This is a genomic window from Vibrio sp. YT-15 (genome assembly GCF_033337445.1).
GTDB lineage: Bacteria > Pseudomonadota > Gammaproteobacteria > Enterobacterales > Vibrionaceae > Vibrio > Vibrio alginolyticus.
Map to the genome: position 1 here is coordinate 83096 of NZ_JAWOQR010000011.1, position 26678 is coordinate 109773.

The 26678-nt window shown below is 44.4% G+C and carries 22 protein-coding genes; 6 read left to right on the forward strand and 16 right to left on the reverse strand.

The genetic code is table 11. The annotated features are described in order from the left end of the window. Positions 1–5 precede the first annotated feature (5 nt). Together R7D93_RS18630 and R7D93_RS18635 are read left to right on the forward strand one after the other, a co-directional pair. Positions 6–434 (forward strand): HIT family protein, encoded by a 429-nt coding sequence (locus R7D93_RS18630; RefSeq protein WP_225497024.1) that lies wholly within the window; start codon positions 6–8, stop codon positions 432–434. A gap of 150 nt (positions 435–584) precedes the next feature. Further along, complete coding sequence (locus tag R7D93_RS18635; protein WP_005382193.1) at positions 585–1106, forward strand: YqhA family protein; 522 nt, start codon at positions 585–587, stop codon at positions 1104–1106. 108 nt (positions 1107–1214) lie between these two features. Here R7D93_RS18635 and R7D93_RS18640 read toward each other — a convergent pair whose 3' ends face one another. From R7D93_RS18640 to znuA, 5 genes are all read right to left on the reverse strand, one after another. Then, positions 1215–1445: a FeoC-like transcriptional regulator gene (locus tag R7D93_RS18640; protein WP_005382192.1), complete on the reverse strand. Its 231-nt coding sequence runs from the start codon at positions 1443–1445 to the stop codon at positions 1215–1217. Beyond that, entirely contained in the window at positions 1442–3718 is a 2277-nt protein-coding gene (gene feoB / locus R7D93_RS18645; RefSeq protein WP_213868292.1) for a Fe(2+) transporter permease subunit FeoB, read from the reverse strand. The genes R7D93_RS18640 and feoB overlap by 4 nt, the downstream gene beginning before the upstream one ends. After that, complete coding sequence (locus tag R7D93_RS18650; protein ID WP_005382190.1) at positions 3718–3945, reverse strand: FeoA family protein; 228 nt, start codon at positions 3943–3945, stop codon at positions 3718–3720. The genes feoB and R7D93_RS18650 overlap by 1 nt, the downstream gene beginning before the upstream one ends. Positions 3946–4778: 833 nt before the next feature. Continuing rightward, positions 4779–8156 carry an AraC family transcriptional regulator gene (locus R7D93_RS18655; protein WP_213868291.1) on the reverse strand — a complete coding sequence of 1126 codons (3378 nt, stop codon included), beginning with the start codon at positions 8154–8156 and terminating at the stop codon, positions 4779–4781. A gap of 202 nt (positions 8157–8358) precedes the next feature. Then, entirely contained in the window at positions 8359–9246 is an 888-nt protein-coding gene (gene znuA, locus R7D93_RS18660) for a zinc ABC transporter substrate-binding protein ZnuA (RefSeq protein WP_033906913.1), read from the reverse strand. A gap of 78 nt (positions 9247–9324) precedes the next feature. On the opposite strand from znuA, the gene znuC reads away from it, so the two are divergent. Then, on the forward strand, positions 9325–10113 hold the full coding sequence (gene znuC / locus R7D93_RS18665) for a zinc ABC transporter ATP-binding protein ZnuC (RefSeq protein ID WP_005382185.1): 789 nt from the start codon (positions 9325–9327) through the stop codon (positions 10111–10113). Further along, entirely contained in the window at positions 10106–10891 is a 786-nt protein-coding gene (znuB, locus tag R7D93_RS18670; protein WP_005382183.1) for a zinc ABC transporter permease subunit ZnuB, read from the forward strand. The genes znuC and znuB overlap by 8 nt, the downstream gene beginning before the upstream one ends. 118 nt (positions 10892–11009) lie before the next feature. Here the strand turns inward: znuB and sucD are convergent, their stop codons facing one another. The 8 genes from sucD to sdhC all read right to left on the reverse strand — a co-directional run bounded on the left by sucD (position 11010) and on the right by sdhC (position 20719). After that, positions 11010–11882, reverse strand: a complete 873-nt coding sequence (sucD, locus tag R7D93_RS18675) for a succinate--CoA ligase subunit alpha (protein WP_005382181.1) — start codon at positions 11880–11882, stop codon at positions 11010–11012. Beyond that, on the reverse strand, positions 11882–13048 hold the full coding sequence (sucC, locus tag R7D93_RS18680) for an ADP-forming succinate--CoA ligase subunit beta (RefSeq protein ID WP_005382179.1): 1167 nt from the start codon (positions 13046–13048) through the stop codon (positions 11882–11884). The genes sucD and sucC overlap by 1 nt, the downstream gene beginning before the upstream one ends. Positions 13049–13261: 213 nt before the next feature. Then, a complete protein-coding gene (gene odhB, locus R7D93_RS18685) occupies positions 13262–14470 on the reverse strand; it encodes a 2-oxoglutarate dehydrogenase complex dihydrolipoyllysine-residue succinyltransferase (RefSeq protein ID WP_005382177.1) in 1209 nt (402 codons plus the stop codon). A 28-nt stretch (positions 14471–14498) separates the two neighbouring features. Further along, positions 14499–17324 (reverse strand): 2-oxoglutarate dehydrogenase E1 component, encoded by a 2826-nt coding sequence (gene sucA / locus R7D93_RS18690; RefSeq protein WP_017634810.1) that lies wholly within the window; start codon positions 17322–17324, stop codon positions 14499–14501. A 171-nt stretch (positions 17325–17495) separates the two neighbouring features. Continuing rightward, positions 17496–18206: a succinate dehydrogenase iron-sulfur subunit gene (locus R7D93_RS18695; RefSeq protein WP_005382174.1), complete on the reverse strand. Its 711-nt coding sequence runs from the start codon at positions 18204–18206 to the stop codon at positions 17496–17498. 15 nt (positions 18207–18221) lie between these two features. After that, a complete protein-coding gene (sdhA, locus tag R7D93_RS18700) occupies positions 18222–19988 on the reverse strand; it encodes a succinate dehydrogenase flavoprotein subunit (protein WP_005382172.1) in 1767 nt (588 codons plus the stop codon). Further along, entirely contained in the window at positions 19989–20333 is a 345-nt protein-coding gene (sdhD, locus tag R7D93_RS18705; RefSeq protein WP_005382169.1) for a succinate dehydrogenase, hydrophobic membrane anchor protein, read from the reverse strand. Beyond that, positions 20327–20719: a succinate dehydrogenase cytochrome b556 subunit gene (sdhC, locus tag R7D93_RS18710; RefSeq protein ID WP_017634811.1), complete on the reverse strand. Its 393-nt coding sequence runs from the start codon at positions 20717–20719 to the stop codon at positions 20327–20329. The genes sdhD and sdhC overlap by 7 nt, the downstream gene beginning before the upstream one ends. A 396-nt stretch (positions 20720–21115) precedes the next feature. Here sdhC and R7D93_RS18715 point away from each other — a divergent pair, with 396 nt between their 5' ends. Further along, a complete protein-coding gene (locus R7D93_RS18715) occupies positions 21116–22405 on the forward strand; it encodes a citrate synthase (protein ID WP_005382163.1) in 1290 nt (429 codons plus the stop codon). A 92-nt stretch (positions 22406–22497) separates the two neighbouring features. Here R7D93_RS18715 and R7D93_RS18720 read toward each other — a convergent pair whose 3' ends face one another. Next, entirely contained in the window at positions 22498–23256 is a 759-nt protein-coding gene (locus tag R7D93_RS18720) for a Nif3-like dinuclear metal center hexameric protein (RefSeq protein WP_225497022.1), read from the reverse strand. Positions 23257–23488: 232 nt separating this feature from the next. Between R7D93_RS18720 and R7D93_RS18725 the strand changes: the two genes are divergently transcribed. After that, a complete protein-coding gene (locus R7D93_RS18725; protein WP_213973131.1) occupies positions 23489–24262 on the forward strand; it encodes a DUF1853 family protein in 774 nt (257 codons plus the stop codon). 61 nt (positions 24263–24323) lie between these two features. Here the strand turns inward: R7D93_RS18725 and pgm are convergent, their stop codons facing one another. Together pgm and seqA are read right to left on the reverse strand one after the other, a co-directional pair. Continuing rightward, positions 24324–25970, reverse strand: a complete 1647-nt coding sequence (pgm, locus tag R7D93_RS18730; protein ID WP_017634813.1) for a phosphoglucomutase (alpha-D-glucose-1,6-bisphosphate-dependent) — start codon at positions 25968–25970, stop codon at positions 24324–24326. 92 nt (positions 25971–26062) lie between these two features. Continuing rightward, positions 26063–26605 carry a replication initiation negative regulator SeqA gene (gene seqA, locus R7D93_RS18735; RefSeq protein WP_005382149.1) on the reverse strand — a complete coding sequence of 181 codons (543 nt, stop codon included), beginning with the start codon at positions 26603–26605 and terminating at the stop codon, positions 26063–26065. Between the last annotated feature and the right edge of the window lie 73 nt (positions 26606–26678).

The following is a 26678-nucleotide window of genomic DNA, read 5'->3' on the forward strand; positions in this document are numbered from 1 at the left end:
ATATAATGAGTTTTGAACTGCACCCTCAATTGGCAAAAGACACTACCGTTATCGGTCACTTCCCACTGTGTGTGGCACTTCTGCATAAAGACAATGCCGTGCCATGGGTTATCTTGGTACCAAAACGTGCAAACCTAAAAGAGCTTCACCACTTGCCAATGCAAGAACAGCAACAGTTTTTGCTAGAGTCTCAAGCGGTAAGCCAAGCACTGGAAGCAACATTCCGTCCAGACAAGCTAAACCTTGGTGCGCTAGGTAATATGGTGCCACAGCTGCACATTCACCATATTGCTCGCTTCAAAGATGACGTCGCATGGCCGGGACCGGTTTGGGGGTACACCAAAGGTGAATTCCGTACAGAAGAAGAGCAAAACGAATTGCTTGGTCGTATTAAGAACGTGTTATCACTGAGCTCTATTTTCCAAAAAGCATAAGCACTGTAAGCGAAAATAATTCGCCTTTGAATACGGCTGAAATAGACAGAGAAAGATTAATACGTATTTGTAACAATCTTTCTCATTTTTCTGGGATTATCACTAAAATAAAACTTGTTTAGACTACCAGCTCAGTTAGAGAGGGTCATCATGAAACAAGTCTTCAACACATTCCGATACGTCAGCTGGATCGCCATTATCTGTTCTATGGCTGCTTCATTCTTGCTTTTTCTTATGGGTGCAGCAAAAACCTATTCGGCATTTGCGGTCTTCATTCTTAATCAAACACCTCCAGAAGCACTCGCACATTTAGATAAAGCAGACATCGCGATCGCTTATTTGATCAAGTCACTGGATACGTTTCTTGTCGCACTAGTTTTGTTCATCTTTGCTCACGGCATCTACACACTATTTATTTCCAACAAAGCTAAAGCGAAAACACAAGAGCAGTCGGTTTTGCATTGGATCAGAACCCCAAACATCGGCCATCTAAAAAACATTTTGGCTGAAGTCATCATCGTGATCTTGTTTGTGAAGTTCTTAGAGCTCGTGCTGATTAACTTCGACAGCTTAGATTGGACGATCTTAACATTACCTATTTCGATTTTAGTTTTAAGTCTTGGTTTAAAGTTCCTAGAGTTAGGCGCGACTAAACACTCTGAAGAACATTAATTTCGCTGTATTCACAAACAATAACCAGCAAAATAAAAGCCGCATCATTGCTGATGCGGCTTTGTCGTTTTTACGTGATAATTTTTAGGTGACTAATTTTGATAGTCGCTACATGGTGACTGTCAGAGACAAACCATCTTGTTTAGTCACTGAGTAGCGAACACGAGTCACGTCATGAGCTTTATTAGTGTCGACTAGGCGGCTAATTTTGCCCTTCTTAATCCACACGTTTAACATCGCGTCGGCGCCATCTTCACTCATCCCAAACTGTTTAGCCAGATCTGACTGGGAGACGGTTCCTTTGTCTGCAATGTATTGATAAAGCTCTTTTAAAATCATGCTACTTGCGCCTCTAATGCACCGTTTTGTTTCTTACCAACTTGTTTGAACACACGGTATGTGCCAAAGAAGATAGCTACGATCACAGCCATCCAAATACCACTTGTTACTGGGCTATCTGCGAAATGCGTCAATTGGTTGTAGAACGTCGCACATAGGTAAGCCAAGCCCATTGTCCAAACCGCGATAAAGCGTGCGAACTTATGACCAAACTCACGTACGTAAGCACCCATCGCCGCCACACAAGGAGTGTACAGTAGGATAAAGATTAGGTAAGCAAATGCGGCATTGCCAGAAGCAAACTGCGATTTAATGTTACCGAAGATAGAAGCATCGACTTCTTGTTCTTCGGCAACGGCATTTGAGTCAGTTAAGTCACCCACTTCAATGCCTAGTGGATCTGAGTAGCTCAAACCGGCTAAGTTTTCAGGGATACTCATTACTGCCTCTTCTAGGCTGCCCATTAGATCAAATTCTGCGTCTTCACCGTCGCTTGGCGTAGTGTATAGACTGTTCAGCGTACCAACTACCGCCTCTTTTGCGAAGATACCAGTAATGATACCTACGGTCGCTGGCCAGTTGTCTTCTTGAACACCGATTGGTGAGAATACTGGAGTCACAACTTGCGCTGCTTTAGAAAGCACAGAGTTTTCGCTGTCTTCGTTACCAAAACTGCCATCAGTCCCCAATGAGTTGAAGAAACTCAGAATAGCAACAACGATAACGATGGTTTTACCTGCACCAAGTACAAAGCGCTTTAGCTTTTGCCAAGTTTTGATCACCACGTTTTGTAGCGTCGGAAGCTCGTAATCTGGCATTTCCATCAATAGGCTATCGCTGCTACCTGGGTAAAGCGTGTGCTTAAGGAAAAGACCTGTGAAGATCGCTGCCACAATACCAAGTAGGTAAAGTGCGAATACAATGTTCTGGCCAGAACCTGGGAAGAATGCCGCAGCGAATAGCGCGTATACAGGCAGACGAGCACCACATGACATAAATGGTGCCATAGAGGCAGCCAGTTTACGCTCACGTTCTTGGTCTAGAGTACGAGTTGCCATGATTGACGGTACGTTACAGCCGAAACCAAGAACCAACGGTACAAATGCTTTGCCCGGTAGGCCGATCTTCTGCATCACTTTATCTAGTACGAATGCTGCACGAGCCATGTAACCTGAGCTCTCAAGTACCGCTAGGAAGAGGTACAAACACGCGATAACCGGAATGAAGGTTGCAACTGTCTGGATACCACCACCGATACCATCAGCAAGAACCGTCACTAACCACACAGGCAAATGACCGTCTAACAAGTGATGCCCACCATCAACCAACAATGCGCCCACACCAATGTCAAAAAAGTCGATAAATGCACTACCGATGTTAATCGAGAACATAAACATCAGGTACATAACAACAAAGAAGAAAGGAATTCCAATCCACTTGTTCAAAATAAACTGGTCGAGTCTTTCAGTCACACTACGACTTAACTTGCCTTCGCTTCGGCGAACTTTTTTACACTGTTCATGCAGATGCGTGTACTTAGTATCCGCGACATGCAAATCGATATCCAAATCTAACGTCGTAATGACTTCCAAGACTTTGCTTCTATCAATATCAGAAAGACTATTGAGCACCATTGTGTCTTTTTCAAGCGCACGAATCGCTAGTGCACGATGAGCGACGTTTTGGTCGTTAAAAAGTGCGGAAACCGTTTGAATTGCCGACTCCATCTTCTCACCGTAATGCAAAGACAATTCTTTAAGTGGCACTCCTTGAACGATGGATTTATGAAGCTTTTCTTTAAACTCTGCCACTTGAGTTTTATTGGTTGCAGATAAACTGACAACCGGACAACCTAACGTTTTCTCAAGCTCTGCAACGTTAATCATCTGACGTTCACGCTTTAGCGCATCCATCTTGTTGAGGACAACAATCATAGGGCGACCAAGTTCGCGAAGTTGCAGCGTCATATATAAGCTGCGCTCTAAACTTGTAGCATCCACCACGTTAATAATGAGATCAGCAGGATGAGTTAGAACCGCACGCGATGCGATGGATTCATCAATACTATTACTATCATTACCGCTGTCTAATGAGTAAATACCCGGAAGGTCAGTGAGCAAAAACTCATCCCCAGCATGCTTGAATTGTCCCGTTTTCTTTTCAACCGTGACGCCTGCCCAGTTACCAACTTGCTGTTTTGCGCCAGTTAAACCATTAAATAGCGTCGTTTTACCACTATTAGGGTTACCTACGGTTAGCACTTGATATTGCATTACACTCGCTCCACTTCAATTTTCTGAGCAATTGTTTCTCGCAATGCGACAGACACACCACGGACTTCGACTTGTAAAGGATCGCCCATTGGCGCACGTCGAATCACTTTGACTTCTGTATTGGGAAGCAGCCCCATTACCATGAGTTTCTTTCTGATATCTGATGAAAGACCATCTAACAACCGAATCGTCACCGTATCGCCAGGATTAATCTCTGATAACTTCATAGTGGCCCTTAAGAGTATTGCTAATGAGAAATATTATTATTTAATAAGTTTAGGTTGCCAATATTACTCCCCTATACCCCTTCAATCCTTGTGTAAAATCAAAGATTCCGTAAATGTTTTCACGCTTTCAAACGTTAACTTCGTAAATTTCCTCTCGTTATTTACGTCAAAATTAACAATTTAAAATGACACCTAACGAAACAAAAATGTCACAAACCAAGATAGAAAACAAAAAATGCAAATTAAAACAGTGGGTTAATTAAAAAACAAAACGTTGTCGCTTTTCTCATATAAACATGGCGTTATTTTTATAAGAAAAATAAGTAACCTCTCGTATAGTTACTCCATCGAGAGGGCAACCTCTCTAATAAATTCCAGAGGTGGCATGGCAACATGTCACTCCGGCAGCAAGCGAAGGTGTCCTTGACACCCGTGGTATAGTCCCCCCGGCTATACCACGATATTTTTTTTCACCTCTTTCAAAACTTCTTTACCTTATTCATCTTTTCAACACAGTTTTCGTTTTCACGAATGTCGCACACCATCATTCACCCAAATGAACAACGCTCTTTTGATACAGCAATACAACTGTCATTTATTTGTTGCAACTATTAGTAAATCATTCTCTTGAAGCCATTTATGCTTATTGCTATGAACATCGCGACTAACAGATAGAACGTGATCGTGCTTACGTGTTGAGAATGGATTTGTAGGCTAGATGTGATGAAGAAACAATGAAACTCACTGCGTTAGCAACTGCAGCAATAATAGAGCACTGTATGCAGCTCCCCAGCATCTTAACTATTAACTAGGGAGCTTATAATGAAGGTTTTCTAGTTAATTTCTTGGCTTTCTTGAGTCAAAGCAAACTTGGAAGGGGGCAAACCAAAATGTAGCTTAAACTTTTGGCTAAAGTAAGATGGATCATTAAAGCCACAGTTAAAGGCGACTTCACTGATTTTCTCACCCGCCAATAACTGTTCACACGCCGTTTCTAAACGAACCTCTGTGACATAGTCTTTTAACGTTCTTGACGAGGCAGATTTAAAACGTCTCTGCAAAGAGCGTTCAGACATATACAGCATTTTAGCGGCTGACGCAGTGCCAAATTCAGGATCATGGTAATGCTCTGCCACTAATTGATAGACTTTTTGCAACCACTCTTTCTCTGGTGTGACTTGATCTTCTGCAATAGTTACAGGATTGAGTTCTTGCTGCGGTTCATCCAGATAACTACTTTCCTTCGCAGATGGCCATGTAATCTCGACTTTGTTTTGAGCATCAGAAGAGAAGACAGCCAAATAACCACCACTCGTTGTCACTAGTTGGGCAAGGTGGTCAATACTCAACTCAGAGTGATTTAAGTTAGATGGAAGCCCAGTCGCGACTTTATTAGGTAATTGCGTCCCGTAATCAAGAAAGCTCAATGACACAATATCATGCCCCTTTTCTAGCATAATTCTAACCGTTTGACCCCGGAAAGAGCGCTTGATGATATTGGCAAAAATGCTATTGAAAATAACATCAAGATTAAAGCTTTCCAGAGCAACCCGGCTCTGCTTACTCTCATCTTCTAGCTCTACCAAAATACCCGCTTTTGCAAAGTCATCTTGCCATACATCAACCACTGACTGAGTTATCTGACTCAAGTTGTAGTTCTGACTCCCACCACTTACATCACTTGGAACGCTTTTGAGTTCATTTAACTGCCAATTCGTTTTAGCCAAATGATCCTCTGTCGCAGTGTCCAGAGGCATAGGTAGTTTCGCCACAATAAAGTCGACGCTTGATTTTATGGATAGAGCTACATGGTCTACGAGTAGGTTTCTAACTTGAATCTGTTTACGTAATTGCTGGTTGCTCGTAAGCAACACTCTACTTTGATGTCTTAACTGATTCGTTTTGAGGGTCACTTGAGCTGCTAGATCACGGTTAGCCTGTACAACGTAGCGCGAGCGCCAGAATACGAGTACTGCAACGACCGCAATACTAGCTACGACAAAGCCTAAAACAGCAAATCGCGATAGATACCAAGGATAAAGGACGATAAAGTGAGATTCTAAACCAACGACTCCAGCGGCAACTTGAGACTCATTACTGACCTGCAAGTGATATTCACCGGAACTAAGGTGCTCGAGTGTCAGTTGGCCCCCCTCTAACGTTTGCCATGGGTCATCGTTGTTCAATCGATAGTACAAGTTTTGACTGTCTGGTTTTGGCATCACACCGAATAAAAAACTCAGCGAAGATCCATATGGCAGTGTGAGCCCATTCAGATCGGCACTACCAACTTGCAGAACTTCATTTTCAAGCACAACTTGGCTAACAATAAACTTAGACTCTGGGGGATTAGATACAAGCAGCTTGGATGCTTCTGCTTTTACGAGTCCGTACTTCGACCCCAGAACAAGCTCTCGCTCACCAATTTCTGTCTGCTGTATAACGCTACAAATACCAGGGAGGAACTCATTGTTCATTAAGCCTGATGACGATGAGTAATGTTTCACTAACTCACCCGAAAGGTGGTAATAGCTTAAACCGACAGAGGAAGCTAACCATACACCTTGCCTGTCTCTGATCAAGCAAGCAGGTCTGGCGTTGGGCTCACTCATTTCAACAACACGTTTTTCATCGCTTCGTGTATCAGTTTTAAACACACCATAAGATGAAGCAAACCACTGGCTGCCATCAACCGCCGTGGTCATGTCTAATGATTCACCAAACTTTTCTGAAAAACGGATAAACTGGATGTTGTCATTACTGTATTGGTATACGCCATGATCGGTGCCTATTAATAGGGCATCTTCAGTATCATATAGGCGCGTAACCTTAGCAGGCAAATACTGACTTACTAGCCACTCACTTCCAAAGTTTCGTACGCTTTGTGCAGCAGTATCAACATTGTAAAGATGGTATCCGCTTGATACCCAAAGACGGTCATCACCATCAACGGTCACATGCTCTACGGCATGTCCGGCCATAACCTGTAAATAAGGAAATGTAATCTTGTTGAGACCATTTAGCTCAAATATTTCCAGCCCTTTTGAGGTTGCAAGCCAAAGCATGCCGTTTTGAAACGCAAATTCATTGATCTGCGACTCCAACTCTAAGACTTGGTTAATCCCACTCTTTCCTGAACGATAAATCTTTCGGTCATCAGCAAACCAAAGCGCACCATCAGGACCTTCAATAGTTTGCCGAATTCGTCCTGATAGGGTGTGTGAGTCATAACTACTAAAGGTCACTCGTTCAAATTTTTTACTAAATAGCGAGTAATAACGAATACCTTGGTTAGTCGCAATCCACATCCCTCCCATATTGTCACTCAACAACGAATAAATCTTCGTGTTATCTAACTCTAACTCAAGAAAACTTGCAGGCGCGACTTCGGTGACCTCACCTGAAAAAAATGAGTACAAATAAAGGCCATGCTCTGTCCCCACCCAATACTCTTGATTTGTCTCTGCGAATGTCAAAACATGTGAGCCGCCAATTCTAATCACTTCTTTATCAGGCTGGTAAATGTTGAAAATTAAAGCGCCACGCAATGTACCTATCAAAATTTCTCTTCGCGTGTGTGAATAATAGACTTTCTCAATGTAGTTTTGACCTGAGGCAGCGACATGGTCAAACTTATCACCTTCAGAAAGATAGAAGCCGGAAGTCGTTGCTAGTGCCCACTTCGTTTCAACTAGCACCGCATCATTAATGTAAACGTAGCTATTATTACTATGTTGATAGAGCTGCAATAGAGAGAAAGAGTTTAACTCGCTAGTGTCGATATTGTAGGTATAGAAATGCGCGCCATCACTCACCCAAATATAGTTCTTTGAAGACCCTATTTTTCTTATTTGTGAGCCTGGATTTAAACTAAAGACTAAACGTCGCTCCTGATTTGGATAAGTTCGATAGACCTCATTTTCAATAAAGGTCCAAAAAGCACCTTTATGATAGGCCAACTGCTTGGCCGACGTTTGTAGGAAGCTACCTGATTTAGGCAATATAGTTTGACCATCGTAAAACAGGACTCTCCCGTGTACGTCATGAATCCACAAACCGCCCTTTTCACCCAAGAACAACTTTTTAGCCGCGATAAAAGTACCCTTTGCCTGAGTTGGCAAAGGGTAAAAGATTGCATTTGCATTATGAAGCGCAAATGCTTGGTAGGATAAGACAAAGCCCAACAGAGCAAGGGCTAATTGGCGTAGCAAGACGAAAACCTTTTGTATCAATTTGTGCTCAGAAAGTGACCGTTCATCGTTTGTAAAACATGGATTGATACGGTTATTTTGAGCTGATAATTATTGGTAATGATATCTCAATTACTTTCTGAGAAAAGGCTCGCCTTACCAAAGGTTGTAATTCTTACTACTGGATCACGTTAAAAAGACTACTCCTACATTACGACAGCACTTAATCTGACTTTTTGTTCAAGCATTGCTCAAAACTATTCGCCATATTGTTGAGAAAAGTAAAGTAACTGCCAGGTTTTGCTTCAATTGTACTCCCTAACGGGTCAAGCTCGCCTTTAGCGACATCACTGCCTCTCATTACGCTCTGAACGACAGCCGGGGTAAACTGAGGTTCAGAAAATACACAAGCCACATCTCCACCACTTAGCTTTTGACGAATTTGAATTAAGGTCTTCGCTCCTGGCTTGCGTTCTGGGCTCACAGTAAAATGCCCCATTTGATTTAGTTCATAACGATCTTCGAAATAACCGTAAGCATCATGGAATACAAAGTAACCTTTGTTTTTTACTGGTGCCAGCTTCTGCTTTATCTGTTGGTCAGTGTCTTTTAGCTCGAGTTCAAACTTTTTGAGGTTCGCTTGATATTGAGCTGCATTTTCCGGATCAAGTGATACAAGTTGATTCACAACAGCCTTGGCCACTTGTTGTGCTTGGCTTACACCTAGCCAAAAGTGCGGATCATGTGAGCCATGATCGTGCCCATCATGGTCATGGTTGTGCTCACTATCAAATTCACGCAATTCTAGATTTGGAATTTGACTAATAGTCAAAGTATTCGATCTATCCGAAACAACTTTCTCTAGAAACGGTTCAAGATCATGTCCGTACCAGATAACCAAATCAGCCGAAGCGACCTTTTTTACATCCGATGGACGCAAAGCATAGTCATGGGGTGATGTGTTAGACTGCAATAGCACGTCTGGTGAAGTTACTCCTTGAGTAAGCTCTGTTACTAACAACTGAATAGGTTTGATACTCGTCAGTACCGTTACTGCCTGTGCTGGCAGTGTTAACATGGCTGAGGCAGCAAGAATTAATGCTCTTTTCATAGTTTTACTTGGGATATGGCGTGGAAAGTGAGATAATGTTACATTATAACATTATTGATTTGCAAATGAGTTTCATTCATGTCTTCCTTAGTCCATCTTGAGCAGTTATGCGTCGAGTTCGATGGCCGCAGAGTTCTCGATAACATTAGTATGGAATTAGAAAAGGGCAAAATAACTACCCTAATTGGTCCCAATGGAGCGGGAAAATCAACGTTAGTCAAAGTTATCTTAGGTCTTCAAAAGCCAACTAGCGGCAAGTTGAACCGACAAAGAAAACTGAAAATTGGTTACGTTCCTCAAAAGTTGAAGCTCAATGACTCCCTTCCATTGAATGTAACCCGCTTTCTAAATTTAGCAGGAAAATACAGTAAGCAGGAGTGCATTGATGCATTAAGGCTTGTTGGCGCTGAACATTTACTTAATAGTAATATGCATCGCTTATCCGGTGGTGAAAACCAACGAGTGTTACTGGCTCGCGCTCTGCTTCAGCGTCCTCAGCTGTTGGTATTAGACGAACCAGCTCAGGGTGTGGATATCCAAGGTCAAATCGATCTCTATGACTTAATTGAGAGCATTCGTCACCGCTTTGATTGTGGCGTATTTATGGTGTCGCATGACTTACATTTAGTGATGGCGAAAACGGACGATGTTATTTGTCTGCATCACCATGTTTGCTGCTCAGGTTCACCTGCCACTATTACTCAGCACCCTTCTTACATCGCACTATTTGGCAATGCTGCGAGAGAGTCTCTCGCGTTTTATCATCACGACCATGAGCACCATCATCACGATTTATCCGGAACGCCAGTAAGCGGTGATGCGACATCATGCTCCCACCATAAACACGGACATCACCATCATGATTGAGTTTCTCCTACCTTCTATTCTTGCTGGTATTGGTATCGCGATCATTGCCGGTCCACTTGGGTCATTTGTCGTTTGGCGTAAAATGGCTTACTTCGGAGATACCCTAGCTCATGCATCGTTAATGGGCCTAGCGCTGGGCTTCTTGCTCAACGTAAATCTCTACCTTGCGCTACTCGTCTGCTGTTTAGCTCTGGCCGTTTTGCTTGTCACTCTGCAAAAGCAACAACTTGTGGCTACAGACACGTTGTTAGGTATCTTGGCACACAGTGCACTCTCTATCGGTTTAGTATCGGTTAGCTTTTTGGAAAACGTGCGCGTCGATTTAATGAGCTACCTATTTGGGGACTTACTTGCCGTCTCTCCACAAGATCTGATGTTTATTTACGCAGGTGTTGTTGCGGTAAGCGCGTGTTTGTACGTCTTCTGGCGCCCACTGCTTTCTAGCACTGTTAGTGAAGAACTTGCCGCTGTTGAGGGCGTGAATACAGACTTAGTTAGATTGGTGTTAATGCTAATGGTGGGTGTAGTAATCGCAGTAGGTATGAAGTTCGTTGGCGCGTTGATCATGACTTCGCTCCTAATTATCCCAGCAGCAACAGCACGTAAAGTCTCTTCATCACCAGAGCAAATGGCATTGTTCGCATCCATTATTGGCTCAGTGGCAGTACTGATGGGGCTTAGCCTATCATGGCACTTCGATACACCGGCCGGCCCTTCCGTAGTGATCAGCGCAACATCCTTATTTATGCTGAGCCAGCTGATTAAAAGCAAAGCATAATCGCATGAGCATTAAACGCGAAAGACCTTGCTAACAACAAACATAAACCCACGGAAACGGAAAAAGAAAAGCCTGCGAAGTCGCAGGCTTTTTAATACTTATTAAGTAGTGTGGTCGATTACCAACCCGTCACTTCACGTAGACCTTGGCCAATCTCTGCTAGAGATTTCACAGTTTTAACGCCAGCCGCTTCTAGTGCAGCGAATTTGTCTTCAGCAGTACCTTTACCACCAGAGATAATCGCACCAGCATGGCCCATACGCTTACCAGGAGGCGCAGTTACACCAGCAATGTAAGAAACCACTGGCTTCGTTACATTTTCTTTAATGTATGCTGCTGCTTCTTCTTCTGCAGTACCACCGATCTCACCAATCATAACGATCGCTTCTGTCTCAGGGTCTTCTTGGAACAGTTTTAGGATATCAATGAAGTTTGAACCCGGGATTGGGTCACCACCGATACCAACACAAGTAGACTGGCCGAAACCTTCGTCAGTGGTTTGCTTAACTGCTTCGTAAGTTAGAGTACCGCTACGAGATACAATACCTACTTTGCCTTTCTTGTGGATGTGACCAGGCATGATACCGATCTTACACTCATCAGGAGTGATAACGCCCGGACAGTTAGGACCAATCATGCGAACGCCAGTTTCTTCTAGCTTCACTTTTACGTCGATCATATCTGTAGTAGGGATACCTTCAGTAATCGTTACGATTAGCTCGATACCCGCGTCAATCGCTTCTAGGATTGCATCTTTACAGAAAGGTGCTGGTACGTAGATGACTGTCGCTGTTGCACCAGTCGCTTCTACTGCTTCACGAACTGTGTTGAATACAGGAAGACCTAGGTGAGTTTGGCCGCCTTTACCTGGAGACACACCACCAACCATTTGCGTACCGTATGCGATAGCTTGCTCTGAGTGGAAAGTACCTTGACCACCAGTGAAACCCTGACAGATTACTTTAGTGTCTTTGTTAATTAATACAGACATTATTTAGCCTCCGCAGCAGCAACAACTTTCTGAGCAGCATCAGTTAGCGACTCAGCAGCAATGATATCAACATCAGAATTAGCAAGAACTTCGCGACCTAGGTCTGCGTTAGTACCTTCTAGACGAACAACAACAGGTACGCTTACGCCTACCTCTTTAACCGCACCGATAATACCTTCTGCGATCATGTCACAACGTACAATACCACCGAAGATGTTAACAAGTACCGCTTTCACATTGTCATCAGATAGGATGATCTTGAATGCTTCAGCAACACGCTCTTTCGTCGCGCCGCCACCTACATCTAAGAAGTTAGCTGGTTTGCCGCCGTGTAGGTTTACGATATCCATCGTACCCATTGCTAGGCCTGCACCGTTAACCATACAGCCAACGTTACCGTCTAGTGCTACGTAGTTCAGCTCCCACTGAGCTGCGTGTGCTTCACGCTCATCTTCTTGTGAAGGATCGTGCATTTCACGAAGCTTAGGCTGACGGTACAGTGCGTTTGAGTCGATGTTGATCTTACCGTCAAGACATAGCAAGTTGCCTTCGCCAGTAATCACAAGTGGGTTGATCTCTAGCAGAGCAAGGTCGTACTGAGAGAACATAGTGCCAAGACCCATAAAGATCTTAACGAATTGTTTGATTTGGTCGCCTTCAAGACCAAGTTTGAACGCTAGCTCACGACCTTGGTAAGCTTGTGGACCTACTAGTGGGTCAATTGCTGCTTTGTGGATGAGTTCCGGCGTTTCTTCCGCAACTTTTTCAATTTCCACACCACCTTCGGTAGAAGCCATGAAAACGATCTTACGGCTAGCACGGTCAACTACCGCACCTAGGTATAGTTCGTTCGCAATATTTGAAGCTTCTTCAACAAGGATTTTTGTTACTGGCTGACCGTTAGCGTCAGTTTGGTAAGTCACTAGGTTTTTACCTAACCACTTCTGTGCAAACTCTTTAACGCCTTCTTTTGTATCGTGTAGCTCTACGCCACCCGCTTTACCACGGCCACCAGCGTGAACCTGACATTTAACTACTTTCTTGGCTGTACTGATACGGCCTGCGGCTTCAAAAGCTTCTTGTGGTGTATCACACGCGTAGCCTTCTGGCACAGGCAAACCGAATTCTGCAAACAGCTGTTTGGCTTGGTATTCATGCAAATTCATTTCGATATTCCGTTTGTTTTTCCCTTAAGGGATTTATTATTTCCATAACGCTGCAGTCTTGGCTGCTTGTACGTCTGTAGGGTCTTCTCAAATCAATCCTTTATCATGAGTTCTCATACTGAAGGATTCAAATGAAGGCCAAACGTTGAGCTAGTCTAGCCATTGAAATTTTTAACGTCTAGCTACCTACGATAACTAGACGTTTTAGCGATATTAAACGTCTAATAGGAGACGTGCTGGGTCCTCTAGTAACTCTTTAATCGTTACTAGGAAGCCAACTGATTCACGACCATCAATTAGGCGGTGATCGTAAGATAACGCTAGGTACATCATCGGCAAGATTTCAACTTTGCCATCCACTGCCATCGGACGCTCTTGGATCTTATGCATACCAAGAATCGCTGATTGAGGTGGGTTGATAATTGGTGTAGACATTAGTGAACCGAACACACCACCGTTTGTGATAGTGAAGTTACCGCCCATTAGCTCGTCTACCGTTAGCTTGCCATCACGACCTTTAATAGCCAGCTCTTTGATGCCTTTTTCAACATCAGCGAAACCAAGCTTGTCACAGTCTTTTAGGACAGGTGTAACTAGACCACGTGGCGTTGATACCGCCATGCTAATGTCGAAGTAGTTGTGGTAAACAATGTCATCGCCATCAATCGAAGCATTTACTTCTGGGTAACGCTTAAGCGCTTCTGTTACTGCTTTCACGTAGAAAGACATGAAGCCCAAACGAATACCGTGACGCTCTTCGAACTGATCTTTGTACTGCTTACGAAGGTCCATGATTGGTTTCATGTTCACTTCGTTAAACGTCGTTAGCATTGCCGTGTTGTTCTTCGCTTCTAGCAGACGGTTAGCAACTGTCTTACGAAGGCGAGTCATTGGAACACGCTTCTGACTGCGAGCCGCTGCCGGCACGTCAACCACTGCTGGCGAGTCTTCTTTTGACGCAGATTTAGCGTTCGCAAGATGCGCTTCAATATCTTCGCGCGTAATACGACCACCAACACCAGTGCCTTTCACTTGGCTTGCTTCTAAGCCATGTTCAGCCAATAAACGGCGCACTGCTGGGCTTAGTGCGTCATTACTTTCTTCGCTAAGCGCAGCTTTGTGACGCTTATCAGGAGATGCTTCAGTACCTTCTGTTTTGTCTGCAGTTGGTTCACCTGCAACTGCGCCTGGCTTCAATTTAGCAATGATTTGTTTAGAAAGTACTGTCGCACCTTCTGCTTCAACAATAGCTTCTAAAACGCCAGCTTCCGGAGCTGGAACTTCTAGCACAACTTTGTCTGTTTCGATGTCAACCAAAACCTCGTCACGCTCTACTGCGTCGCCCGGTTGTTTGTGCCATGTCGCTACGGTTGCATCAGCAACTGATTCAGGTAAATCTGGAACCAGAATTTCAATTGTCATATCTGTTTCTTCCTTTAACTTCTAGTTCTTAATTCGAAGTTTTTGAGTTCACGTTCAGAGCGTCTTCAACCAACGCTTTTTGTTGTTTCAAGTGCACCGACATGTAGCCAACTGCTGGCGAAGCAGAAGCTGGGCGACCTGCGTATTTAAGATTTGCACCTGCAGGAATAGCGGCACGGAAGTTATGTTGGCTACAGTACCAAGCACCTTGGTTCTGAGGTTCTTCCTGACACCACACGAAGTCTTCAACGTTAGTGTATTGAGCAATTGCTGTTTGTACTTCTTCCATTGGGAATGGGTAAAGCTGTTCAATACGCACGATAGCAACATCGTCTTGCTCGTTGTTACGGCGCTGCTCTAGTAGGTCAAAGTAAACCTTACCAGCACAGAACACGACACGTTTCACTTTGCTTGGTTCTAAATCATCTACTTCTGGAATTGCAGATTGGAATGTACCATCCGCCAAGTCTTCAATCGTTGAAGTACATAGAGGGTGGCGCAGCAAAGATTTCGGTGACATAACAATGAGAGGTCGACGCATTGGGCGTACAACCTGACGACGAATCATGTGGTACACCTGAGCCGGTGTTGAAGGAACCACAACCTGCATATTTTGCTCAGCACAAAGCTGAAGGTAACGCTCTAAACGTGCAGATGAGTGCTCAGGACCTTGACCTTCATAACCATGAGGTAGAAGCATAGTAAGACCGCACAAACGCGCCCACTTTTGCTCGCCTGACGAGATAAACTGGTCGATAACAACTTGTGCACCGTTGGCAAAATCACCAAACTGTGCTTCCCAGATAGTTAAACCACCTGGTTCGGCTGTTGCGTAACCGTATTCAAACGCCAACACAGCTTCTTCTGACAATACTGAGTCAAAGACTTGGAATGGCCCTTGGTTGTCATGAATATTCGCTAATGGAATGTAAGTGCTTGCATCGGTTTGGTTATGAAGAACCGAGTGACGGTGGAAGAAAGTACCACGACCCGAGTCCTGACCAGAAAGACGAATACGCTTGCCATCGTCAACCAATGTAGCATATGCCAATGTTTCAGCCATACCCCAGTCAATAGCTTTTTCACCGGTCATCATTGCTAGACGATCGTTGTATAGCTTATTAACACGGCTTTGCAGTTTATGGCTTTCTGGGTACTGACACAGACGATTGCCTAGCTCAATAAGGCGTGTCTTGTCGTATTTTGAATCCCACTCCATATCCCATTCGTGCCCTAAGTAAGGGGACCAGTCTACAGAGTGCAACGCCATTGGACGCCATTCTTTAACAACCACTTCACCGCGATCTAATGCATCGCGATACTCATTGACTAACTGAGTCGCTGTCTCGATATCTGATTCATTTTTATCGATCAGAACATCTGCATACAATTTGCGTGGTGTAGGATGCTTTTTGATTTTCTGGTACATCAAAGGCTGAGTCGCATTTGGCTCATCCGCCTCATTGTGACCGTGGCGACGGTAACATACAAGATCGATCACGACATCACGCTTGAACTCGTTACGGTAATCCAATGCAATGCGAGTAACAAAAGCAACTGCTTCTGGGTCATCTGCATTTACATGGAAAATTGGCGCCTGCACCATCTTCGCGATATCGGTACAGTACATCGTAGAACGCGTGTCACGAGGATTAGACGTCGTAAAGCCTACTTGGTTGTTGATGACGATACGTACCGTACCACCAACTTGGAACCCACGAGCAAGAGACATGTTGAACGTTTCGGCAACCACACCCTGACCAGCGATTGCAGAATCACCGTGGATGGTGATAGGAAGTACTTTGCTACCTTGATTATCACCCAAGCGGTCTTGACGTGCTCGAACTGAGCCCATGACTACCGGGTTTACGATTTCTAGGTGCGATGGGTTAAATGCAAGTGCTAAGTGAACATCACCGCCTGGAGTCGCAAAATCAGCAGAGAAACCTTGGTGATACTTCACATCACCCGTCCCCCAAGTTTCGTCGTGTTTACCGGCGAACTCATCAAACAGGTCTTGAGGTTTCTTACCAAGGACGTTCACCAGCATGTTCAAACGACCGCGGTGAGCCATACCGATAACCACTTCACGCATTCCACTTGTACCCGCATGACGGATCAACTCTTTCGTCATCGGAATCAGCGCATCACCACCTTCTAAAGAGAAACGTTTTGCACCTGGGAATTTCGCCCCGAGGTAACGCTCCAAACCTTCAGCGGCTGTTAGCTCTTCTAGGAATGTGCGCTTCTCATCTTTGTTGAATGATGGCTGGCCTACGACAGACTCAAGGCGTTGCTGAATCCAACGCTTTTGCTCTGTGTCAGTCATGTGCATGTATTCAGCACCGATGGAACCGCAATAAGTTTTGTTGAGGGCTTCATAGATATCTTTCAACTTCATGGTTTCTTGCCCAACAGCAAAAGAACCTACGTTGAAAGTTTCTTCGAAGTCATCTTCGGTAAGATTATGAAAAGCAGGGTCTAACTCCGCCACGGTTGGGCGTTGCCATAGACCTAGTGGGTCTAATTCTGCAGCTTCATGTCCGCGGAAACGGTATGCGTTGATTAGCTGTAGAACTTTTACTTGTTTTGCATCGACATCTGGGTCACTAACTTGGACATTGTAATGCTTTGTTTCTCTAGCGAGTCGTCGGAAGTAGTCACGGACACGTGAATGTGGTTGTTCTGCCACTTCTTCTGATGGCTTAGGCAAGCCTTCAAAAACACGTTTCCACTCCTCACTTACCAGATCGGGATCACTTAGATACAGTTCGTAGAGGTCCTCTACATACGTTGCATTGGCGCCAGCCAAGTGTGAAGACTCGAGCCATGCCTTCATCACGCCGTTGTGCATATTTTCCCTTAACCAGTAGTTTTCACGTTTGCTTCGGTCTTTGCCGAGCTATAAGAGCCGACTAAAAATACGGTCGGCAATTTTTGTATTCTTTACTCGAATATTACTGAAGCAGTGAAGCGGTCATATCGGGTGATCCGCAACACTGCGACATTCCTAAGAGCGAGCAAATTAAACCGAACGATTAACCAACATCGACTTAATGTGACCGATGGCTTTCGTCGGATTTAATCCCTTAGGACAAACACTTACACAATTCATGATGCCATGGCAACGAAAAACGCTAAATGCATCATCAAGATCAGACAAACGTTCATCTGTTGCCGTATCGCGGCTATCAATTAGCCAACGGTACGCTGCAAGAAGACCAGCTGGGCCGATGAATTTATCAGGGTTCCACCAGAATGATGGGCAAGACGTTGTACAACATGCACACATGATACATTCGTACAATCCATCTAAATGCGCACGATCATCAGGCGATTGTAGGTTCTCACGTGATGGTGGTAATGCACCATCATCAATCAAGAATGGTTTAACTTTCGCATAGTTATCATAGAACTGCGTCATGTCAACGATAAGATCGCGCACGACAGGTAACCCTGGTAGTGGACGAATAACTATCTTATCGCCTTGTAGAGCAGATAACGGTGTGATACACGCTAGGCCGTTTTTACCATTCATATTCAAACCGTCAGAACCACATACCCCTTCACGGCATGAGCGACGGAACGCGATGCTTGGATCTTGCTCTTTTAGCAGAATCAATGCATCAAGAACCATCATGTCTGAGCCTTCGTCTACCTCAAGGGTATACTCCTTCATGTAAGGCTTGGTATCCACATCCGGATTGTAACGGTATAAAGAGAAGTTTAATTTCATAGTCGTATCCTCCCTTTAGTATGTACGTACTTTCGGCGGGAAAGCTTCACGATGCGTTGGCGTCATGTTCACATCACGCTTAGTCATCGCTTCTGTTTCCGGATTGTAGATAGAGTGGCATAGCCAGTTCTCATCATCACGCTCAGGGAAATCGAAACGAGCATGTGCGCCACGACTCTCTGTACGGTAGTTTGCTGCAACGGCAGTTGAAAACGCGGTTTCCATCAGGTTATCAAGTTCTAGACACTCAATACGCTGCGTGTTGAACTCTGAAGACTTGTCCGCTAGATGCGCATCTTTCAAACGTTCGCGAATCACTTTCAACTCTTCTAGACCGGTTGCCATCGCATCGCCTTCACGGAATACCGAGAAGCTGTTTTGCATGCATGCTTGTAGGTCTTTACGAATCTGAACTGGATCTTCACCACCAGTGCTGTTTTCCCAACGCATAGTACGCGCTAGAGACGCTTCAATATCAGATTCTGTTGCAGGACGAGCTTCTGCTTGCGCTGCTAGCGTTTCGCCAAGGTGCAAGCCAGTAGCACGACCAAATACGACCAAGTCTAGTAATGAGTTGCCGCCCAGACGGTTAGCACCGTGTACCGATACAGAAGCAATCTCACCACATGCGTAAAGGCCTTGTACTTCCATCTCGCTACCGTCGGCCTTCTGCTTAATTGCTTGGCCAGAGACTTGAGTAGGTACACCACCCATCATGTAGTGACAAGTTGGAATTACTGGAATTGGCTCTTTCACTGGGTCAACGTGTGCAAATGTACGAGACAGTTCACAGATACCTGGTAGACGTGATTCGAGTACTTCTTTACCAAGGTGATCAAGTTTCAACTTGATATGTGGACCCCAAGGACCATCACAGCCGCGGCCTTCACGAATTTCAATCATCATTGAACGAGCAACCACGTCACGACCAGCAAGGTCTTTCGCGTTTGGTGCGTAGCGCTCCATGAAGCGTTCACCATCTTTATTTAGAAGGTAACCACCTTCACCACGACAACCTTCCGTCACTAGAACACCCGCGCCAGCAATACCTGTTGGGTGGAACTGCCACATTTCCATGTCTTGCATTGGAACGCCTGCGCGAAGTGCCATACCAACGCCATCACCCGTGTTGATGTGCGCGTTAGTGGTCGATGCGTAAATACGACCTGCACCACCTGTAGCTAGAATGGTTGCTTTTGATTTGAAGTAACAGATTTCACCCGTTTCCATACAAATCGCAGTACAACCCATGATTGCGCCGTCTTGGTTTTTCACAAGATCCAAAGCGTACCACTCCGAGAAGATGGTTGTTTTGTGTTTTACGTTTTGCTGGTAAAGCGTGTGAAGAAGTGCGTGACCAGTACGGTCTGCAGCAGCGGCTGTACGAGCAGCCTGCTCACCACCAAACTCTTTAGATTGACCACCGAATGGACGTTGGTAGATGGTACCGTTATCGAAGCGAGAGAATGGAAGACCCATTTTTTCAAGCTCGATAACTGACTCAGGACCATTTTTACACATGTATTCAATCGCGTTCTGGTCACCGATGTAGTCGGAACCTTTAACGGTATCGTACATGTGCCATTGCCAATCGTCTTTGTGCGAGTTACCCAGAGCAACGGTAATGCCGCCCTGTGCAGACACAGTATGAGAACGTGTTGGAAATACTTTTGACAACAAAGCACATGATAGGCCTTGTTCTGAAATTTGTAGTGCAGCGCGCATACCTGCACCACCAGCGCCGATTACTACGGCATCAAACTCACGAACTGGAATAGACACTTACGCACCCCACAGAATAAATAGACCAGAGAAGACATAGCCGAATAGCACGGCAATAACACCAAGTTGTAGTGCGCCACGTAGTTTCGCGCACTTAATGTAATCAGTTAATACCTGCCACAAACCAACCCATGCGTGAATCAGGATCGAGACAAGTGCCAACATGGTGAATACTTTAGTGAAGGTACCACCAAAGAATTGGGTCCAAGATGCGTAAGAGATATCTGAAAATGCACAGAAGCTAATCAGATAAATCGTGTATAGCGTCATAATGATTGCAGTTGCACGAATTAGTAGGAAATCGTGTACACCATTACGACCAAATGAAGATACGTGTTTTACCATACCAAGATCCCCGCCAATAATGATAATACTGCTGTTGCACCAAACGCGACTTTAGCGCTCATCGTGCCTGAATCTAGTTCTTCAAAGTGACCTAGATCCATCAATAAGTGACGGATACCACCTGCGATGTGGTAGGCAAGTGCAGTAAGAATTCCCCACAGGATGAATTTTACGAAGAAGCTATCGACGATGTCAGCGGCTTCCATAAAACCCATTGGGGATGACAGAGAAATGGATAGTAACCACAGTAATATACCCACCGCAACAAACGTAATTACCCCAGACACACGGTGTAGGATGGATGCGATTGCTGTGATAGGAAAGTGGATGGTCTGTAAATCTAAATTAACAGGTCTTGACTTTCTTTCTTTCACGGGCTTGCTCACTCAGCTCCATTGAGCATTTATTGTTATAACCAATTTCAGCTTCCAAACGTACAAAAGTTAACATCTATTTAATAAATATCGCGAGTAACCACTCAGATAATTGTAAACAAGTTGTTAACAAACGGAATCCAGCAACAAACCTCACTCTTTGTTTCTAGCCCCGAATTTATAAGGATTTAACTAAAATTTTCTTTGCCAATATACGGCGAGCAACATTCTAATACAATTGGTGTAACAAATTATGCTACATAGAACAGATTTTTAACGATTTTCATGAGAAAAATCATAACAAGTGCACACAAAGATGGAGAAAAATTGACTTTAAGCTTTAACAACAGTACAAAAATGGCACATAAACATCCTGGACGGATTAAATAATAAACAAAGGAGATTGTTATGGCGGATAAGAAAGCGACCCTTCATGTTGAAGGTCAAGCGCCAATCGAACTGCCAATTATGGACGGTACGCTAGGTACACCTGTAATTGACGTTCGTAAGCTGGGAGCCAATGGTTACTTTACTTTTGACCCAGGTTTTCTTGCCACTGCATCTTGTGAATCATCAATCACGTACATCGATGGCGGCAAAGGTATTCTTTTGCACCGCGGTTTCCCGATTGATCAATTAGCCAATAACGCAGATTACTTAGAAGTATGTTACATCCTTCTTTATGGTGAAGCCCCTACCCGAGAACAATACGAGCAATTCAAAACGACCGTTACTCGTCACACAATGGTGCACGAGCAAATCGCAAGCTTTTTCCATGGCTTCCGACGCGATGCTCATCCAATGGCGGTAATGTGTGGTGTAGTTGGAGCACTTGCAGCCTTCTATCACGACTCTCTTGACATTAACAACGACGAACACCGCGAAATTGCAGCGTACCGTCTGCTGTCAAAAATGCCAACACTGGCGGCGATGTGTTACAAATACTCTATCGGTCAGCCATTTATTTACCCTCGTAACGACCTTAGCTACGCTGAGAACTTCTTGCATATGATGTTCGCAAACCCTTGCGAAGAGTATGAAGTAAATCCTGTAGTTGCCCGTGCGATGGATAAGATTTTCACTCTACACGCGGATCATGAACAGAATGCGTCGACATCAACTGTACGCCTAGCTGGCTCTTCTGGTGCGAACCCATTTGCATGTATTGCCGCTGGCATTGCATCCCTTTGGGGACCTGCTCACGGTGGTGCAAACGAAGCCTGCTTGAGAATGCTAGAAGAGATTGGCAGCGTCGATAACATCCCTGAATATGTAGACCGCGCGAAAGACAAAGATGACCCATTCCGCTTAATGGGCTTTGGTCACCGCGTTTACAAGAACTACGACCCACGTGCGACAGTAATGCGCGAAACGTGTCATGAAGTTCTCAAAGAGCTAAACATTCAAGATCCTCTGCTAGACGTTGCAATGGAACTTGAGCGCATTGCGCTTTCTGATGAGTACTTCGTGTCTAAGAAGCTGTACCCGAACGTAGACTTCTACTCAGGTATCATTCTTAAAGCGATTGGTATTCCAGTTTCTATGTTTACGGTTATCTTCGCGATTTCTCGTACCATCGGCTGGATTGCTCACTGGAACGAAATGCACAGCGATCCACTGAACCGCATCGGTCGTCCTCGTCAGCTATACACTGGCGAAACACAACGTGAGTTTTCTCCACTTCACGAACGTGAATGATCTTTTAGTACGAAGATAGACAAACAAAAGGGTTGAGATTTTCGTCTCAACCCTTTTTTCTTTTTTGCGTTTAACGTTATTAATGGAAAACGCTAAACCGGATTATCAATATCGATAAACTCCACATGTAGGCCATATTCATCCGCTAGCCATTTGCCTAAGGCCTGAACACCATAACGCTCAGTAGCATGATGACCTGCAGCAAAGTAATGAATGTCCATTTCACGAGCGGTATAAGTGGTGCGCTCTGAAATTTCTCCAGAGATAAATGCATCCAGCCCGTGCTGTACAGCAAGTTCAATGAAATCCTGCCCTCCACCAGTGCACCAGCCGACTGTCTCAATCATCTTATCGGTATTCTCTGGAGCGATATGCAGAGGCTCTCTAGCAAGAACTTGGTTGATCTTACTCGCAAATTCAACACCAGACATCGGCTTTTTCAAGCGCCCAAACATAGCAACTGACTGAGGGTGCCCTTCAAGCCCACCTTCTACTTCGATTTCAAGTAAGCGAGCTAATTCAGCGTTGTTGCCTAGCTCTGGATGAATATCTAGAGGAAGGTGATAACCATATAAGTTGATATCATTTTTGATCAGGCTACGAATTCGTTTACCTTTCATGCCACGAATTGGCTCAGGCTCACCTTTCCAAAAATAGCCATGATGAACAAGCAATGCGTCTGCATTAAGCTCAATCGCTTTATCGATTAAGGCTTGAGAGGCGGTTACGCCAGTGATAACACGCTTTACCGCTGATTTCCCTTCTACCTGTAACCCATTTGGCGCGTAATCTTTAATTAACTGCGGTGACAGTTTGTCATTAAAAATCTGTTCTAGCTTTAAGTTATTCATTATTACTTCCAATTTCTAGCGCATGTAAACCTAAATAACCTCTCGATGGAATCAGACGAAAGAGTGCAACCTAGTTGATACAACAACGTTTTTGACATCTGGCACCTTGATATCATTTAGGTCTTTAAAGTGTATCTCGAACCCTAATATCGATGCTAGCCACCCTACCCTCAAAAGCAAATTTAGTTACAATAACAAAGCTTGTCGCCTCACCATAAATTTAGGGATACGGATGAACCAACTGCAACGCTTTTACCAATGGATCGCCACTTCACCTCCGCTTTTCAAGTTACGCCCTCCGTTTGCAACCTTAGAAGATGTCTCGGTCAAACCTTTGAATAGCTCAGAACAATACAATGGTAATCCGAGACTGGGTTTTTTATATCAGCACCTATGCACTGCGGCTCTTTCTAATTCAGAACGATATCAGATTATTGCCGAAGAAATTCAGTTAAACGACGCTGAAGGTAAGACCATTGGTGCTGTCGATTTGGTGTTGAGGAATACAGAATCAAATCAGATAGAACATTGGGAAGTGGCGATTAAGTTTTATCTTCTTTACAACGGCATTTGGTATGGCCCGAATGCTCACGACCAGTTACATGCAAAATTGGATAGAATGCTCACGCATCAGCTGAAAATGAGCGATCGCCCGGAATTTCAAAAAATAATTCCTTTAAACGACTCTCCAGAAGAGCGCCTAATGATGCAAGGACGACTCTATATTAATCCGTTTACTCCAGAGCCAACTCCTAAGGAGTGCTTGGGTTATGAATTAAATCCAAGTCAGATTAGTGGTTACTGGTGCTATCAAAGTCAATGGGATTTAATTGGTAAACCACTTTATCATTTACATAAACCATGCTGGGCGATCGGTACAGACGATTTCTCTCAACCTATTGAAAAGCCTTTAGATCGATTCATACACGCACAAACGGAAGACGGTCAATTCTGGTTTGTGGTACCAGATTCATGGCCCGGAGATAAAGCGGTTCGGGGCACTTAAACATGAAAGGGTTGATGTTTTCACATCAACCCTTTGCTAGATACATTGACCATTGGATGTTTTACAAACCAGCGGCTGCAAATACTTGATTAACTATTTCTTGTGCTTCAGCTTCGATTTGTTTCAGATGTTCTTCACCTTTGAAGCTTTCACAGTAAATCTTGTAGATATCTTCTGTACCTGATGGACGAGCAGCGAACCAACCGTTAGCTGTCGTTACTTTAAGGCCACCAATCGCAGCACCATTGCCTGGTGCATGCGTTAGACGAGCAGTGATCGCATCACCTGCTAGAGTTTCAGCCGCAACCATTTCTGGTGACAACTTCTTCAATACGTCTTTTTGTGGGCCATTTGCTACAGCTTGAATACGGTTGTACTTCGACTCACCGTGCTTCGCCGCTAGCTCTTCATAGTAATCTTGAGGGTTCTTACCCGTTACCGCAGTGATCTCTGCTGCTAGAAGGCATAGCAAGATGCCATCTTTGTCTGTTGACCAAGGCGTGCCATCTTTACGAAGGAATGACGCACCAGCACTTTCTTCGCCGCCGAAACCAAACTTACCAGTGTACAGACCGTCTACAAACCATTTGAAACCAACAGGCACTTCACATAGCTCACGACCTAGATCCGCAACAACACGGTCAATCAGCGCACTTGAAACTAGTGTTTTACCAACAGCGACATCTTTACCCCACTCGTCACGATGACGGTACAAGTAGTCAATACAAACGGCTAAGAAGTGGTTCGGGTTCATCAAACCTTTTGGCGTAACGATACCGTGACGGTCGTAATCAGGATCGTTACCAAATGCTAAATCGTATTCGTCTTTCAGTGCCAATAGACCCGCCATTGCGTAAGGAGAAGAACAGTCCATACGCACAACGCCGTCTTTATCTAGCGACATGAATTGGAAAGAAGGATCGATCGATTCACTTACTAGCGTTAGGTCTAGGTTGTATGCCTGACCAATTTGACGCCAGTAATCGATACCGCTGCCACCCAATGGATCTACACCAATCTTCAGGTTCGCTTTTTGGATTGCTTCCATATCGATAACGTTCACCAGGTCATCGATGTATGGCTTCACCAAGTCCATCTCTACAAACAGATCCGATGCTTTTGCTTCTGCTAGTGGTAGGCGTTTAACACCTTGTAAACCTTCAGCAATCAATTCGTTCGCACGATCTTCGATAGCTTGAGTCAACTCAGCTTCTGCAGGACCACCATGTGTCGGATTGTATTTGATACCGCCGTCTTGTGGTGGGTTATGTGATGGGGTAATAACGATACCGTCTGCTTTTTCATCGTGTTTGATGTTGTAAGTCAGAATCGCGTGTGAAATACCCGGTGTTGGCGTGTAACCGTTGTCTTGTTGGACAATCACTTTCACACCGTTTGCAATCAGTACTTCAATCACACTTGAGAAAGCAGGCTCAGATAGCGCATGCGTGTCTTTACCCACAAACAACGGGCCAATTGTGCCTTGCTCAGCACGAACTTCTGCTACCGCTTGAGCGATCGCTAAAATGTGGTTTTCGTTAAAAGTGTGCTTGTCTGCAGTACCGCGGTGGCCAGAAGTACCAAATTGAACTTTGTGTTCTGCGTTTGCCGCGTCTGGTTGAAGTAAGAAGTAGTTAGCAACGAGTGCTGGGATATTGTGAAGATCTTCCTGCTGCGCTTTTTGCCCAGCACGAGGGTGCATAGCCATGTTTGACATCCTTTCTTTAAATACAAATAAAATTAAAAAAGCCTCATAATATCCGCTCACTGCGACGCATTATGAGGCTTCTATCAGGTTTCTTAGATTGAACCTGTTACTTTTTCTATTAAGTCAGGTTGGAACCCCATGTGTGCCATCACTTGTTCAACCATCTGTCTTTTACGACTTGTATTGTTATTCGTGATAACCCAAAACGGTGTGCCAGGAATGGCTTTTGGCTTGGTCGTATTACCGTTTGCTAGCAAGGTTTCTTCATTATCTGCAAAGTACACGCGTTTGCGTCCTTTTACATTCGTAGCCTGGGCGAAACCTTCTGGATTCAATTTATGTAAGGTCGATAATACCAACATAAAGCGATCAATCGCTTTTTTTAGACCGGCAAACTCATCAGAAATAAGCAGCGAACGCATTTCTTTCACTACATCAACAGATTCCGTTTTACCCGCATCTTTACTTACTACAATCCCTTGTGGCTTCTCTACTACAGGCGCGGCTTTAGCTTCCTGCAACTGACCATCAAGGTTTAAAAGGCGTCGCAAAATATCCGAGGCGCTTTCACCGATATGCTTAGTTTGACTAGCTATATAACGGTATAGATCCTCATCAACCTCAATTGTTTTCATTCGCTTTTCACATTCTCAATGTTTAAACTCTGGGGGATTATAACGAGATCCACGCGGATACTCCACGTTAAAC

Excerpts from the sequence above, each read along its gene's own strand:
- R7D93_RS18630 (WP_225497024.1), top strand. The coding sequence starts at position 6 with ATGAGTTTTGAACTGCACCCTCAATTGGCAAAAGACACTACCGTTATC.
- R7D93_RS18635 (WP_005382193.1), top strand. The coding sequence starts at position 585 with ATGAAACAAGTCTTCAACACATTCCGATACGTCAGCTGGATCGCCATT.
- R7D93_RS18640 (WP_005382192.1), bottom strand. The coding sequence starts at position 1,445 with ATGATTTTAAAAGAGCTTTATCAATACATTGCAGACAAAGGAACCGTC.
- feoB (WP_213868292.1), bottom strand. The coding sequence starts at position 3,718 with ATGCAATATCAAGTGCTAACCGTAGGTAACCCTAATAGTGGTAAAACG.
- R7D93_RS18650 (WP_005382190.1), bottom strand. The coding sequence starts at position 3,945 with ATGAAGTTATCAGAGATTAATCCTGGCGATACGGTGACGATTCGGTTG.
- znuA (WP_033906913.1), bottom strand. The coding sequence starts at position 9,246 with ATGAAAAGAGCATTAATTCTTGCTGCCTCAGCCATGTTAACACTGCCA.
- znuC (WP_005382185.1), top strand. The coding sequence starts at position 9,325 with ATGTCTTCCTTAGTCCATCTTGAGCAGTTATGCGTCGAGTTCGATGGC.
- znuB (WP_005382183.1), top strand. The coding sequence starts at position 10,106 with ATGATTGAGTTTCTCCTACCTTCTATTCTTGCTGGTATTGGTATCGCG.
- sucD (WP_005382181.1), bottom strand. The coding sequence starts at position 11,882 with ATGTCTGTATTAATTAACAAAGACACTAAAGTAATCTGTCAGGGTTTC.
- sucC (WP_005382179.1), bottom strand. The coding sequence starts at position 13,048 with ATGAATTTGCATGAATACCAAGCCAAACAGCTGTTTGCAGAATTCGGT.
- odhB (WP_005382177.1), bottom strand. The coding sequence starts at position 14,470 with ATGACAATTGAAATTCTGGTTCCAGATTTACCTGAATCAGTTGCTGAT.
- sucA (WP_017634810.1), bottom strand. The coding sequence starts at position 17,324 with ATGCACAACGGCGTGATGAAGGCATGGCTCGAGTCTTCACACTTGGCT.
- R7D93_RS18695 (WP_005382174.1), bottom strand. The coding sequence starts at position 18,206 with ATGAAATTAAACTTCTCTTTATACCGTTACAATCCGGATGTGGATACC.
- sdhD (WP_005382169.1), bottom strand. The coding sequence starts at position 20,333 with ATGGTAAAACACGTATCTTCATTTGGTCGTAATGGTGTACACGATTTC.
- R7D93_RS18715 (WP_005382163.1), top strand. The coding sequence starts at position 21,116 with ATGGCGGATAAGAAAGCGACCCTTCATGTTGAAGGTCAAGCGCCAATC.
- R7D93_RS18720 (WP_225497022.1), bottom strand. The coding sequence starts at position 23,256 with ATGAATAACTTAAAGCTAGAACAGATTTTTAATGACAAACTGTCACCG.
- R7D93_RS18725 (WP_213973131.1), top strand. The coding sequence starts at position 23,489 with ATGAACCAACTGCAACGCTTTTACCAATGGATCGCCACTTCACCTCCG.
- pgm (WP_017634813.1), bottom strand. The coding sequence starts at position 25,970 with ATGGCTATGCACCCTCGTGCTGGGCAAAAAGCGCAGCAGGAAGATCTT.
- seqA (WP_005382149.1), bottom strand. The coding sequence starts at position 26,605 with ATGAAAACAATTGAGGTTGATGAGGATCTATACCGTTATATAGCTAGT.